Source organism: Kribbella sp. NPDC051586, from assembly GCF_044453965.1.
Taxonomy (GTDB): domain Bacteria; phylum Actinomycetota; class Actinomycetes; order Propionibacteriales; family Kribbellaceae; genus Kribbella.
Map to the genome: position 1 here is coordinate 1,519,045 of NZ_JBITDF010000003.1, position 13,962 is coordinate 1,533,006.

Below are 13,962 nucleotides of genomic sequence, written 5' to 3' on the forward strand. Positions count from 1 at the left end.
GCATGCCGCCCAACGTCCTGCTCCTCTGCACCGACCAGCAACGGTTCTCCGCACTGGGGGCCTACGGCAACGACGAGATCGAGACGCCGAACCTCGACCGCCTCGCCACCCAGGGCGCCGTGTTCGAGAACTGCTACGTCCAGAGCCCGGTCTGCGCCCCCTCCCGCGCGAGCCTGATGACCGGTCGGTACGTCCACGCCCACGGCCTGTGGGCGAACGGCGTCGGCCTGCCCGACGACGAGCGCCTGTTCAGCAAGGACCTCGCCGACGCCGGCTACGACTGCGGACTCGTCGGCAAGTTCCACCTGAACGCCTGCTTCGGCGGCCGCTCCGAGAAGCGCCACGACGACGGCTTCCGCGTCTTCCGCTGGGCCCACGACCCGTACCCGGGCTCCTCCGAGAACGAGTACCACCGCTGGCTCCACACCCTCCGCCCGGACCTGGCCGGGCAGGACGTCGACTACGACACGCTCCCGACCGACCTCCACTACAGCCGCTGGATCGGCAACCAGACGATCGACTTCCTCACCCACTCCCGCGATCGCGACAAGCCCTTCCTCTTCATCGCGAACTTCTTCGACCCCCACCACGGCTTCGGCGCCCCCGACGACTACGTACGCCGGTACCGCGAGAAGGCACTTACCCGCCCGATCCCCGACGATCTCGCCGGCAAGCCCCCGATCCAGACCGAGGCGTCGAAGGCGTCGTACGCCGGACACGCCCGCGGCTACACGTCGTACACCCCGGACGAGCTCCAAGAGGTCAAGGCGGCGTACTACGCCATGGTGACCCTCGTCGACGACGAGGTCGGCCGCATCCTGGACGCGCTCGACGCCGAGGGCCTGGCCGACAACACCCTGGTCGTCTTCACCAGCGACCACGGCGAGATGCTCGGCGACCATCAGCTCATGCTCAAGGGCCCGATGATGTACGAGCAGGCGATCCGCGTCCCGCTCATCCTGCGCTGGCCCACCGAGATCGAGGCCGGCACCCGCTGCGCCGGGCTCGTCCAATGGATCGACCTCGCCCCGACCATCCTCACCGCCGCAGGCCTCGAGCCGCGCGGCCAGGGTCAGGATTTGTTGCCCTTGGCCACCAACCGGGCGACCGGCCGCGGCTGGGCGCTGAGCGAGTACCGCAACAGCGGCCACCCGTACGATCCCCCGGTCCACCTCACCATGCTCCGCCGCGACCAGTGGAAGCTCGTCGTCCAGCACGGCTTCCCCGCGACCTCCCGCGACCGCACCGGCGAGCTGTACGACCTCGGCGCAGACCCGGCCGAGCAGCAGAACCTCTGGGACGATCCACTGCACCGCGACATCCGCACCGAGCTGCAGGAGTTCCTGCTCGACGTCCTGGTCGCCACCGAGGACCGCAGCCAGGAGCGCGTCGCCGACTGGTGAAAATTCGGTGGCAGGCCTGGCCGGCCGGCGAGTACCGTACCCGGCGAACGTGACATCACAGGAGGAGGTGAGCACCATGCGCGCTGGATCGAGATGGGTGCTCCCTCTCACCGTCACGGAGCGGCGACCGAAGTAGGTGTCGCCAGGAGCGCCGACAGGCAGGCACTCCTGGAAAGGCACGATCATGACTACTTCTCTGCAGTTCATCAGCACCACCACCACGAACGGCGTCCTCGAGCGCGAGTTCACCCTCGGCGACGTCCACGGCATGCTCTGGTCGCCCGTCGGCGCCGGACCAGCCACGGCGCCGGCCCGATGCGTCCTTCTCGGTCACGGCGGCGGGCGCGACAGCAAGGCGGCCCCGATGGTCGGCCGGGCCCGGATGCTCACCGCGGCCGGGTTCCACGCCGTGTCCATCGACGCTCCCGGCCACGGCGACCGGCCGCGGACGGCACTCGACGAGCGGGAGACCGTCGCGATGCAGCACGCGATGGAGGTCGGCGAACCCGTCGGCCCGATCGTTGTCCCCTACAACCTCCACCTCGCCGAGCGCGCCGTACCCGAGTGGCGGGCAACCCTCGACGCGCTCGAGCAACTCCCCGGGATCGAGGGTCCGTTCGGGTACTTCGGGCTCAACATGGGCACCGCGATCGGCATCCCGCTGACGGCGAACGATCCGCGGATCGCGGCCGCGGTGTTCGGCATCTTCTGGTACGACGAGACGCTCGCCGAGCAGGCGCGCCGGATCAAGGTGCCGGTCGAGTTCGCCCTGCAGTGGGACGACCAGCACATCCCACGCCAGTCCGCGATGGCGTTGTTCGACGCGTTCGCGTCACCGGAGAAGAGCCTGCACGCGAACTCGGGCGCTCACAAAGAGGTCCCGAGGTTCGAGGCCGACAGCATGCTCCGGTTCTTCACCCGCCACCTGCGTTAGGAGGTGGTGAAGCGCTGCTCGAAGGTGTCGAGGAAGCCCTGGACCTGGCGGTAGGTAGCTGAGCTGTACGCACCGATGCTCCGCTCGGCCTCGAGGGCTTCGCGCATCGCGTCCAGATACCGTCGCTGGAGGACGGCCATCTGTTCGCGAGTGTCCGGCTTGGTGTCCCGGAGCTGCCGGCTCCCGGACACCAGGCGGGGCACGATCCGGTCCTTCAGCGCGCTGACCGCGGCCGGGTCGAGGGGTTCGCCGTCGACGGTCTGCTCCTCGAGCGGGCCGAGCATGTCGATCGCGGCCTCGCCGATCTGCCGCATCAGCGCCTGCACGGAGTCCCGCTTCTCCTCGGCGGTCTCCGGGCGGAAGCGCATCCGCGCGATCACCGCGGGCAGCGAGAGCCCGAACAGCACGAGCGTGATCAGCGCGACGATGAACGCGGCGAGTACGACGGTCGCGCGGTGCGGCGTACCGACCGGAATGGTCTGCGCGGCGGCCACCGTGACGACGCCGCGCATCCCGGCCCAGGCGAGCACCAGCATGCCGCGGGCCGTGATCGGCTCGCGCTCCTCGAAGTCCGCGTCCGCGTGTCCGCGCGCAAGCCGCTTGCGGGCCCAGGCCAGGCGGCTCTCCTCCCGGTCCCCCGACGGCTCCATCGCGTCCAGGCGCTCTTCGAACTGGCTCAGCTTGGCCCGCGTCTGCTCGGTGCGATTGTTCGCGCCGAACCGGAACTGCAGCGCGGGCCAGGCCAGCCCGAGGAACCGCAGTACGACCAGCAGACCGACCACCAGCAGCACGAGCCCCGTGATCTGGCCGACCGTCGTCTCTCTGCGGGCGTCGTTGACGAGCTCCGGCAGCTGGTAGCCCATCGCAAGGAAGACGCCGCTCTCCAGGATGAAACTGATCGTCGTCCACGTCGTCGCCTGCGTCTGCCGATCGCGGGCGCTGAACCTCCGGCTCCCGACGGCGCCGGTGAGCAAGCCGGCGATCACCACGGCGAGGACGCCGGAGGCCTTCAGTTCCTCTGCCGGGAAGTAGGCGAGGAACGGTACGGCGAACGAGATCGTCGTGTTGAGGACCGGATCGTCGAGCCGTTGCCGCAGCCGTACCGTGAGCACTCCGACGACCAGCCCGATCAGGATCGCGCCGACGACCGCCCAGGCGAAGTCGAGGACCGAGCGCCCGAGGTTGAAGTGCGTGGTGACGGCGAGGGCGGCAACCGCCGTACGGAGCACGACGAGCGCCGACGCGTCGTTGACGAGACTCTCGCCTTCGAGCACGGTCATCAGCCGGGGCGGCAACCCGACGCGATGCCCGATCGCGGTCGCCGCGACCGCGTCGGTCGGGCTCACCACGGCGCCGAGCGCGGTCGCCAGCGCGAACGAGATGCTCGGGACCACCGCGTGCACCAACGCCCCGATCGTGAGCGCCGACACGATCACCATCACGACCGACAGCCACGCGATCAGCCCGGCGTTCCGCCGTACGTCAAGGACCGGCAGCTGGACCGCCGACGCGTAGAGCAGCGGCGGGAGGACGCCCGCGAGGATGATCTCCGGATCGATGTGGATCGCCGGCGTACTCGGCAGGTAGCTCGCGCCGATCCCGAGCGCCACCAGCAGCAGTGGCGCCGCCAGCCCCGTCCGCCGCGCGAACACCGACGCCGCGATCATGATCGCGAGCCCCGCACCGGCAATCAGCACGAACTGATGGTCCACACGACGGCACTCTAGAGGCAGGCCCTGGCGTGCCAGGGTAATGACCAGGGATTCTCACTGGTGTCATCGCGGCCCCGGGGCGGCAGATTAGGCGTCAACGAACCGAGAACATCTCTGGAGGACGTCATGAGCAGCACCGACCTGAAGTTCGAGGCCGTAGTCATTCCGGTGGCCGACGCCGACCGGTCGAAGGAGTTCTACAGCGGCCTCGGCTGGCGGCTCGATGCGGACTTCGCCTTCGACAACGGGTTCCGCGTCATCCAGTTCACGCCGCCGGGTTCCCCGGCCTCGGTCCAGTTCGGTACGGACATCACGTCGGCCACGCCCGGTACGGCGCAGGGGCTCTACCTGGTCGTCACCGATGTCGACGCGGCACGGTCGGAGCTGCTCGCGCACGGAGCCAAGGTCAGCGACGTCTTCCACCCGGGCGCGCCCGGTGCGCAGTTCGAGGTCGCCGATGCGAGCGGGCGGGTGGACGGGCCGGCGGACGAGCGGTCCAGCTACAGCTCGTTCGCCACGTTCAGCGACCCCGACGGCAACACCTGGCTGCTGCAGGAGGTCACCACCCGGCTGCCCGGGCGCGTCGAGGAGTCGACGTACAGGTCGGTCGAGGACCTCGAAGCCGCGCTGAAGCGCGCGGCCGCCGCCCACGGCGAGCACGAGGCCCGCACCGGCGAGGCGGACGAGAACTGGCCGGCCTGGTACGCCGCCTACATGTTCGCCGAAGGCACCGGCACCGAGCTTCCGCAATAAGTGTCGATGGGTGCCGGCTGGCTTCGGCGTTCAGCCGCGGGTTTGACCGTGCCCCTGGCGCGCAGCCTCGCCGAGTCGTGGCGAATGGTCCCGATCCCGAACGCCGAGTCGTGGATCAAGGCAGATTCTCAGAACCCCTCTCCACGACTCGGCGAGATCTTTCCTCTTTCAGACCGCGAGGCGGCCGCCGTCGATCGGCAGGGTGGCGCCGTGGATCAGTGAGGCCTCGTCGGAGGCGAGGAAGACGATGCCCGCGGCGATCTCCTCGGGCCGGCCGACCCGTTGCAGCGGGGTCGTGCCGGCCAGGCCGTCGAGGTTGTCGCCCATCACCGCGGTGCCCTCGGTGCGCGTCGGGCCGGGGCTGACCGCGTTCACCCGGACACCGGCCGCACCGAACTCGGCGGCCCACGCCTTGGTCAGCAGTTCCACGGCCGCCTTGCTCGAGCCGTACGCCGCCATGCCGGCCATCCCGAAGTACGCGACCATCGTGGTCACGTTGACGATCGCGCCGGATCCCCGGGCCGCCATCCCCGGGGCGAGCTCGGCGACCAGGTAGAACGGCGCCCGCACATTCACGGCGTACACCGCGTCGAAGTCGCTGTCCGCCAGCTCGGCCGTCGGCCCGAACGGGAAGATCCCGGCATTGTTGACCAGTACGTCGACCTTCCCGCCGCCGAGCTCGATCGCCTGCTTGGCCAGCGACCGCACATCCTCCAGGTCGGCCAGATCGGCCCGGACGAAGTCCGCCGTACCGCCCCCGGCCCGGATCTCCTCGGCCGCCTTGGTACCGCGCGCGACGTCCCGCCCGCTGATCACGACGTGCGCGCCACGCCGCGCGAGCTGCTCGGCCACGGCCCGGCCGATCCCGCTGTTGCCCCCGGTCACGAGTGCTGTCCGGCCGGCGAAGTCCTGTGTCATATCGGTTCCGATCCTCAGTATTGGAGTGATTGCTCCAAGAATTCACCGCAGAAATTGGAGTATCAACTCCAAAATCCGTACGGTGGAGGTATGACGGAGATCGCGCCCCGACCGACCAAGCGATTGACGAGGAAGGGACAGGCGACGCGGGACCGGATCGTGACCGCGGCCGCGCGGCTGATGCTGGAGCACGGCGTCGCCCGGACCAGCATCGAGGACATCCAGGCCGCGGCCGGCGTGAGCGCCTCGCAGCTGTACCACTACTTCCCCGGCAAGGACGCGCTGGTCTCGGCCGTGATCGATCACCAGACGACGTATGTCCTGGACGTGCAGCAGGACTGTCTGGGCCGGCTCGACACCATCGACTCGCTGGGCCACTGGCGTGACCTGATGGTCGGCATCCTGACCGAGATGCAGTGCGTCGGCGGCTGCCCGCTCGGATCACTCGCGGTCGACGTGGCCGAGAGCGATCCGGTCGCGCGGACCCAGCTGGACGCTGCCTTCACACAGTGGGAGGCGCTGATCCGGGGCGGCCTGACCGAGATGCAGCAGCGCGGCGAGCTGGCCGGGTCCGCCGATCCTGCCGCGCTCGCCGTCGCGATGCTCGCCGCGGTTCAGGGCGGTCTGCTGCTGAGCCAGGTACGCCGTGATCCTGCTCCGCTGCGGATCGCCGTCGACACGATGATCGAGCATCTGCGCGCCTTGACCCGTTAGTAGGGTTCACCCATGGGCAGCAGCGTGTACGTCGCGTCGGTCGAGGGGACGACCGGGAAGTCGACGGTGGCTCTTGGGGTGCTTCATCAGCTGTCGCGGCGGGTCGGGCGGGTGGCCGTGTTCCGGCCGATCGTCCGGGCGGACACCGCGACCCACGGCGGTCGTGACTACGTCCTCGAGCTGCTGATCTCGCAGGACGCGGTCACGCAGTCGTACGACGACGGGGTCGGTGTCTCGTACGAGGACGTGCACAACGATCCCGACGCCGCGCTGGACACGATCGTCCAGCGGTACCGCGCCATCGCCGAGCAGGCCGATGCGGTGGTGGTGGTAGGCAGCGACTACACCGATGTCGGCACGCCGACCGAGTTCTCGTACAACGCGAAGATCGCGGCGAACCTCGGCGCGCCGGTCCTGCTCGTTCTGAACGGGCTCGGCCGGACACCGCACGACGTGCGCACGATCGCCGACCTGGCCGCGGCCGAGCTCGCCGCCAACCACGGCTCGCTGTTCGCCGTGATCGCGAACCGGGTGTCCGAGGGCGGCCCGTTGGTCGCGGCGCTCGACGGCGTCGGCGCTCCGGCGTTCGCGATTCCGGAGGAGCCGCTGCTCAACCAGCCGCTGGTCGCCGACCTGATGGCGCCGATCGACGGCCGATTGGTGAGCGGTGACCCGCAACTGCTCGTCCGCGAGGTCACGGGGTTGATGATCGCCGGCATGACGATGCCGAACGTCCTCGACCGGCTCTTCGAGGGCGCCGCGGTCGTGACGGCAGGCGACCGGCCCGAGGTCGTCCTCGGCGTACTGATGGCGCACGCCTCCCGGACCTTCCCGCAGATCTCGGCGATCGTGCTCAACGGCGGCTTCGAGCTGCCGCCCCAGGTGCAGCGACTGATCGAGGGGCTGGGCGTCACGTTGCCCATCATCGAGACCGGCCTCGGCACGCAGGCAGTCTCGACCAGGCTCAGCGCGGTCCGCGGCCGGCTGACCAAGGACGCTCCGCGCAAGATCGACACGGCTCTGGCGCTGTTCGACCAGTACGTCGACGGGCAGGCGCTGCTCGACCAGCTCGCCCTCGCGCGCAGCAGCGCGGTGACGCCGCTGATGTTCGAGCACCAACTGGTCGACCGGGCCGTGTCCGACCGTCGGCACATCGTGCTGCCGGAGGGCGAGGAGGAGCGGATCCTTCGCGCCGCCGACGTACTCCTGCGACGCGGCGTCGCCGACCTCACCCTGCTCGGCGATGCGACCACGATCAGCGCGAAGGCGGCGTCCCTCGGCGTGGACGTGTCCACCGCGACCGTCGTACATCCGGAAGACAGCGAGCTGACCGAGCGGTTCGCCGCGGAGTACCACCGGTTGCGCCAGCATCGCGGCGTCGACCTGGACCGGGCGCGCGAGCTGGTCCGGGACGTGTCGTACTTCGGCACGATGATGGTCCACCTGGGTCTCGCGGACGGGATGGTGTCGGGCGCGGTCCACACGACCGCGCACACGATCCGGCCGGCGCTCGAGGTGGTCAAGACCGTGCCGGACGTCTCCGTCGTCTCGTCGGTGTTCTTCATGTGCCTGCAGGACCGCGTCCTCGTGTACGGCGACTGCGCGGTGAACCCGGATCCGACCGCGGAGCAGCTCGCCGACATCGCGATCTCGTCGGCCGCGACCGCGGTGGCTTTCGGAGTCGACCCGCGGGTCGCGATGCTGTCGTACTCCACCGGCAGCTCGGGCACCGGGACCGACGTGGAAAAGGTGTCGAAGGCAACCAACATCGTTCGCGAGCGGGCGCCGCAACTCCTGGTCGAGGGCCCGATCCAGTACGACGCGGCGATCGACAGCGCCGTGGCGAGAACGAAGCTGCCCGACTCCCCCGTCGCCGGCCGGGCCACGATCTTCATCTTCCCGGACCTGAACACCGGCAACAACACGTACAAAGCCGTGCAGCGCTCGGCCAACGCGGTCGCGGTCGGCCCGGTGCTGCAGGGACTGCGCAAACCGGTCAACGACCTGTCGCGCGGGGCCACGGTCCGGGACATCATCAACACGGTCGCGATCACCGCGATCCAGGCTCAGCAGGGTGGTGTGCGGTGACCGATCACGTGCTGGTGATCAACGCGGGATCGTCCTCGCTCAAGTACAGCCTGGTCGACTCGGCGTCGGGCGAGGCCGCGGCGACGGGGCTCGTCGAGCAGATCGGCGAGGACCGTAGCCACCACGTGCATCACGGGCCGAAGGGCGAGTTCGACGACGAGCAGCCGATCGCGAACCACGAGGCCGCGCTCGAGGCCGCCGTACAGGCGTTCGAGACGCAGGGACCGGCGCTTGCCGACGTCGACATCGTGGCGGTCGGGCACCGGGTCGTGCACGGCGGCGACCGGTTCGCGGCGCCCGCGCTCGTCGACGACGAACTGATCGCGGCGGTGACCGAGCTCGTGCCGCTCGCTCCGCTGCACAATCCGGCCAACCTCGAGGGCATCGAGGTCGCGCGGCGGCTGCTGCCGGATCTGCCGCATGTCGCGGTGTTCGACACCGCGTTCCACCAGACGCTGCCGCCGTACGCCTACACCTACGCGGTGCCTTACGAGTGGCAGGCGGAGTACGGGATCCGCCGGTACGGATTCCACGGTACGTCGCACTCGTTCGTCTCGGCCGAGGCCGCGCGGCTGCTCGGTCGCGAGCCGAGTGAGGTCAACGTGATCGTGCTGCATCTGGGCAACGGCTGCTCGGCGGCGGCGATCCGCCGCGGGGAGTCGGTGGACACGTCGATGGGCCTGACGCCGCTGGAGGGTCTCGTGATGGGCACGCGCTCGGGCGACGTCGACCCGGCGATCCACGGCCTGCTCGCTCGGGTCGCGGGACGGTCCGCCGAGGACACCGACCACTGTTTGAACTCGGAGTCCGGGCTCAAGGGCCTCACCGGCGCGAACGACTTCCGTGAGGTCTCGCGACGTCGGGCGGCCGGCGACGAGAGGGCTCAGCTGGCGTTCGACATCTACTGCCAGCGGATCAAGAAGTACATCGGCGCGTACTACGCCGTACTCGGGACTGTGGACGCGGTGGTCTTCACCGCCGGCGTCGGCCAGCACTCCGCCGAAGTCCGGGCCGCCGCGCTGGACGGCCTCGATGCCCTCGGCATCCACCTCGACGCCGATCGCAACGCCCGCTCGGACCGTTTCGTGTCCACGGACGACAGCCGCGTCGCGGTCCTTGTCATCCCCACCAACGAGGAATGGCAGATCGCCCGCGAAGCCCTGACCGTCGTACAGCAGAGCTGAGGCCGGTCAGGCGGCGACGCTTCGGACCGCGTCGGTGACGGAGGCGAGGGCGAGCAGACGGACGATGTCGATGTGCGCCTCGACCTGACCGGTCGCCGCCGCGATGAAGCCGTCGCCGTCGAACTGCGTGTGCGGCGGCGTGATCGCCCGGGCCAGACCGTCATGCGCGCCCTGGGCAACGATCCGGCAGCCGACCTTGTCCAGGCGCGCGTTCGTCACGACGATCCCGATCGTCGTGTGCGCTCGGCTCTCGCTGAACTCGAACGGCTCCGCCAGCACCTTGACCGCATCGAACGACACGTGCGAGCTGCCGTCGTCGATGTCCCCGAAGGCGTTCACGACCGCGAGGCAGGCCACCACGAGCTCACCGAGCCGGTGTTCGGCGTACCCGAGCCCACCGGGGCGTCGGCCGTCCGGTCCGCGCCAATGACCGACGTACGCCCCGGTGCCCGCGCCCAACTGCCCCTCGAGGACCTGCTCGGCCTGGCACGCCTGGACGGCCGCGTAGCCGTCGTCCGCGGTGGGCGCGGCCGACGGATCGCCGGCGGTGAGGTCGAAGAGCGCCAGGGTCGGGACGATCGGCACTGCGCCCGCGGGTGTCCGCACTCCCCTGCCCAGCTCGCGGTAGTGCCGCATGACACCATCCGCCGCCGCCAGCCCGAAGGCCGATCCACCGGTCAGTACGACGCCGTCGATCGCATTGACCGCCTTACCCGGCTCCAGCAACTCCAGCTCCCGCGACGCGGGAGCGCCACCGCGTGCCTCGTACGACGCGATCGTGCCCTCCGGCAGGTCGATCACGGTGCAGCCGGTGCGGCCTTCGAAGTCGTTCCAATGTCCGACCTGGACCCCAGGAATTCCGAACGTCGTCATGCGGTCCAACATGCCACACCGTCAGGCTCGGTCGGCGGACAGTTCCTCGGCGATGCGGTTGCCGATGACCAGGCAGGCGGTGGCAGCGGGTGAGGGTGCGTTGAGGACGTGCAGGACGCGGCCGTCGCGGAGGAACAGGAAGTCGTCGACCAGCTTGCCGTCCCGGGTGACGGCCTGGGCGCGGACGCCGGCGCCGGAGCGGCGTACATCCTTGACCTCGAGCTCGGGGAGCATCCGGCGGGCCTCGCGGACCAGGGCCCGGCCGGTGAGTGAGCGGACGATCTCCTTCGCGCCCGTCCGCGCGTACCGGCGGGCCAGGCGCCACGAACCGCGGTACGTCGCGGCCTCCCACACGTCGCGCGGGGCGATCTTCGACCACTTGTAGCCCTCGCGGGACAGCGCGGGTACGGCGTTCGGGCCGACGTGGACGCCGCCGTCGATACCGCGGGTCAGGTGGACGCCGAGGAACGGCAGGTCGGGGTCGGGCACCGGATACACCAGACCCTTCACGAGGAAGTCGCGCTCGGGGACGATCTCGCTGAACTCGCCCCGGAACGGGAGGATCCGCACGCCGGGCTCGAGTCCGGACGCCCGCGCAAGACGGTCGCTGTGCAGTCCGGCGCAGACGGCGACGCGGTCGGCCTCGATCACCTCGTCCGTCGTGCGCACCCGGGCGATGGAGCCCGCGTTCTCGACCGAGGTCACGGAGATGCCGGTGCGGATCTCGCCGCCCGCGGCCTTGACGTCCTCGGCGAGGGCAGCCGCGACCAGTTTGAAGTCGACGCGGCCGGTGGAGTCGACGGCCAGGGCGCCTTTGACGCGCAGGTGCGGCTCACGCTCGGCCACCTCGTCGAGGGTCAGCCGGCGGACCGGTACGCCGTTCTCCTGGCCGATGCCGAACAGCCGGTCGAGCTGCGGCAACTCGGCCTCGGACGTCGCCACGACCAGCTTGCCCGGGACGTCGAGCGGGATGCCCTTCTCCTCGCAGTACTCCTTGAGCGCCGCCCCGCCCGTCACGGCGAACCGTGCCTTGAGCGAGCCCGGCCGGTAGTACAGGCCGGAGTGCACGACGCCCGAGTTGTGCCCGGTCTGGTGCGCGGCGACCGACGGCTCCTTCTCCAGTACGACGACCGGCGTACCCGGATCGCGCCGCTGCAAGGCGCGCGCCACCGCCAATCCGACGATGCCGCCGCCGACCACTACCGCTGATCTCGTCACGGTGTAGAGAGGTCGTTCCGGCCGTCAGAAATACATCGATAACCTCGGAACATGTGGTCGTTCGACGGGTCCATGCCAGTCAGTCTCCCGCACACGGTCGTCCCGCTGTCCTGGCGCGACTGGGACGCCGACACGTGGGAACGCCGCTGGTCCTACCAGCGGGAGTTCGACGTACCGACCGATAGCCAGCGGCTGTTCGTGGACGTGGACGGGGCGCTGCACGCGGCCTCGGTCTTTGTGAACGACGCGTTGGCGGGCGTCCAGCAGGGCGGGTACCTGCCGTTCAGCCACGAGGTGACGGACCTCGTCCGACCGGGCACGAACCACCTGGCGATCGAGCTCGACTCGCGGTGGTTGCCGGTCCCGCCGAACGGTCATCCCGACGGGCACAGCGCGGTCGACTACTTCCAGCCGGGCGGCCTGACCCGGTCCGTCGAGGTGCGTTTCGAGCCGTCGACGTTCATCTCCGACGTGTACGCGCGGCCGGTCGACGTACTCGATCCGTCGGCACGGCGGGTGGAGGTCACCTGCACGGTCGACGGCCCGTACGACGGAGCGGTGACGCTTGAACTGCGTGCGCCCGACGGCCGGGTGGTCGCTCGTGGTCAGACGCTGACCGGTCTCCAGGACGTCGAGCTCTGGTCGCCCGACTCCCCTGTGCTGTACGACGTCGTCGCCCGGCTCGACACGGGCGCTGAGCGAAGCGTGCGGATCGGCTTCCGGGAGGCGCGGTTCGAGCTCGACGGGTTCTACCTGAACGGCTCGCGGCTCGAACTGTTCGGGCTCAACCGCCACCAGATCTTCCCGTGGACCGGCATGGCGATGCCGGACCGGGTGCAGCGGCGGGACGCGCAGATCCTGCGCGAGGAGTTCAACTGCACGATGGTCCGCTGTGCGCACTATCCCCAGTCGCCGGCGTTCCTGGACGCCTGCGACGAGCTCGGGCTGCTCGTCTTCGAGGAGATCCCCGGCTGGCAGTACGTCGGCGACGCCGCCTGGCAGGATCTGGTGGTGGCCGACGTGGAGCGGATGATCCGCCGCGACCGGAACCGCCCGTCGGTGGTGATCTGGGGCGTGCGCGTCAACGAGTCCGGGAACCGTCCCGAGCTGTACCGCCGTACCCAGGAGGTCGCCAAGCGGCTCGATCCGGACCGGGCGACGAGCGGCGCGATGCTCGCGTCGGAGTACTCGACGGCCGACTTCTACCAGGACGTGTTCAGCTACAACGACTACGCCAACGACGAGACCGGCGCGACGCTCCTTCCACCTCTGCCGGGCATCCCGTATCTGGTCACCGAGGCGATCGGGGCGCTGGCCGGACCGCACTTCTACCGCCGGACCGATCCGCAGGCGATCCAGGCGCGGCAGGCGTTCCTGCACGCGCAGGTGCATCAGCAGGCCGCGGCCGACGACCGCTACCTGGGCGTGCTGGCCTGGCAGGCGTTCGACTACGACTCGTGCAACGGGTACGTCGACCATTCGTTGAAGTGCAACGGGGTGGCGGACACGTTCCGCATTCCGAAGCTGGGCGCGGCGATCTACCAGGCGCAGGTCGATCCTTCGCGTCGTCCGGTGATCGCCGCGGCGTTCCACTGGGACGCGCCGCTCGACGGCGAGGTGATGATCTGCTCCAACTGCACCCGGCTCGAGCTCTTCGTCGACGACGCGCACGTCGCCACGGTCCGGCCCGACACCGACCGTTTCGGTTCGCTGCCGTACCCGCCGTCCTTCGTCGATCTCACCCTCGGGGTGGACCTTCGCATCGACGGCTACCTGGGCGATCAGTGCGTACTCGCCCGGCACTTCTCGGCCGACCGGACCGCGGACCGCCTGGATCTTGTTGCCGATGACAACGAAATCGTGGCCGACGGCACCGACATGACCAGGGTCACACTCCGCGCCACCGACCACTACGGCAACCTCCGCCCATCAGCCACCGGCGAGGTCACGTTCCAACTGGACGGCCCGGCCGAGCTGATCGGCGACACCACCTTCCCACTGGAGTCGAACGGCGGCGCCACCGCAGTCTGGCTCCGCGCCGCCCACCCCGGCGAGGTCCACCTCACCGCCCACCACACCACCCTCGGCACCACAACAGTCACCGTGACCGCCACTCCCCCTCAGCGTCCGCGCGCTGGGACCGCGACATCCGCCTGATGGACGGG

11 protein-coding genes are annotated in these 13,962 nt (G+C 69.9%); 7 read left to right on the top strand and 4 right to left on the bottom strand.

Annotated features, from left to right (window positions below; all coding sequences use genetic code 11):
* Positions 1-2 precede the first annotated feature (2 nt).
* Together ACIA58_RS25975 and ACIA58_RS25980 are read left to right on the top strand one after the other, a co-directional pair.
* Positions 3-1,403, top strand: a complete 1,401-nt coding sequence (locus ACIA58_RS25975) for a sulfatase (RefSeq protein WP_396406356.1) — start codon at positions 3-5, stop codon at positions 1,401-1,403.
* Positions 1,404-1,587: 184 nt separating this feature from the next.
* Positions 1,588-2,337, top strand: coding sequence for a dienelactone hydrolase family protein (locus ACIA58_RS25980; protein ID WP_396406357.1), 750 nt, complete (start codon positions 1,588-1,590; stop codon positions 2,335-2,337).
* Here the strand turns inward: ACIA58_RS25980 and ACIA58_RS25985 are convergent.
* The gene (locus ACIA58_RS25985; RefSeq protein WP_396406358.1) at positions 2,334-4,049 is read right to left on the bottom strand and encodes a cation:proton antiporter; all 1,716 of its coding nucleotides are present in this window, start codon (positions 4,047-4,049) and stop codon (positions 2,334-2,336) included. The two genes, ACIA58_RS25980 and ACIA58_RS25985, sit on opposite strands and share 4 nt — an antisense overlap.
* A 126-nt stretch (positions 4,050-4,175) precedes the next feature.
* Here ACIA58_RS25985 and ACIA58_RS25990 point away from each other — a divergent pair, with 126 nt between their 5' ends.
* The gene (locus ACIA58_RS25990) at positions 4,176-4,802 is read left to right on the top strand and encodes a VOC family protein (RefSeq protein WP_396406359.1); all 627 of its coding nucleotides are present in this window, start codon (positions 4,176-4,178) and stop codon (positions 4,800-4,802) included.
* A gap of 168 nt (positions 4,803-4,970) precedes the next feature.
* Here ACIA58_RS25990 and ACIA58_RS25995 read toward each other — a convergent pair whose 3' ends face one another.
* Complete coding sequence (locus ACIA58_RS25995) at positions 4,971-5,720, bottom strand: SDR family NAD(P)-dependent oxidoreductase (RefSeq protein WP_396406360.1); 750 nt, start codon at positions 5,718-5,720, stop codon at positions 4,971-4,973.
* A gap of 90 nt (positions 5,721-5,810) precedes the next feature.
* Between ACIA58_RS25995 and ACIA58_RS26000 the strand changes: the two genes are divergently transcribed.
* From ACIA58_RS26000 to ACIA58_RS26010, 3 genes are read left to right on the top strand one after another with little or no spacing between them, the layout of a single operon-like run.
* Positions 5,811-6,434 (top strand): TetR/AcrR family transcriptional regulator, encoded by a 624-nt coding sequence (locus tag ACIA58_RS26000; protein ID WP_396406361.1) that lies wholly within the window; start codon positions 5,811-5,813, stop codon positions 6,432-6,434.
* 12 nt (positions 6,435-6,446) lie between these two features.
* A complete protein-coding gene (pta, locus tag ACIA58_RS26005; protein WP_396406362.1) occupies positions 6,447-8,522 on the top strand; it encodes a phosphate acetyltransferase in 2,076 nt (691 codons plus the stop codon).
* Entirely contained in the window at positions 8,519-9,706 is a 1,188-nt protein-coding gene (locus ACIA58_RS26010) for an acetate/propionate family kinase (RefSeq protein WP_396406363.1), read from the top strand. Before pta ends, ACIA58_RS26010 begins: the two co-directional genes overlap by 4 nt.
* Positions 9,707-9,712: 6 nt before the next feature.
* Here ACIA58_RS26010 and ACIA58_RS26015 read toward each other — a convergent pair whose 3' ends face one another.
* Both ACIA58_RS26015 and lhgO read right to left on the bottom strand, forming a co-directional pair.
* Positions 9,713-10,579 (bottom strand): P1 family peptidase, encoded by an 867-nt coding sequence (locus ACIA58_RS26015; RefSeq protein ID WP_396406364.1) that lies wholly within the window; start codon positions 10,577-10,579, stop codon positions 9,713-9,715.
* A gap of 21 nt (positions 10,580-10,600) precedes the next feature.
* The gene (gene lhgO / locus ACIA58_RS26020) at positions 10,601-11,797 is read right to left on the bottom strand and encodes an L-2-hydroxyglutarate oxidase (RefSeq protein WP_396406365.1); all 1,197 of its coding nucleotides are present in this window, start codon (positions 11,795-11,797) and stop codon (positions 10,601-10,603) included.
* 72 nt (positions 11,798-11,869) lie between these two features.
* Here lhgO and ACIA58_RS26025 point away from each other — a divergent pair, with 72 nt between their 5' ends.
* The gene (locus tag ACIA58_RS26025; protein ID WP_396406366.1) at positions 11,870-13,954 is read left to right on the top strand and encodes a glycoside hydrolase family 2 protein; all 2,085 of its coding nucleotides are present in this window, start codon (positions 11,870-11,872) and stop codon (positions 13,952-13,954) included.
* Positions 13,955-13,962 lie beyond the last annotated feature (8 nt).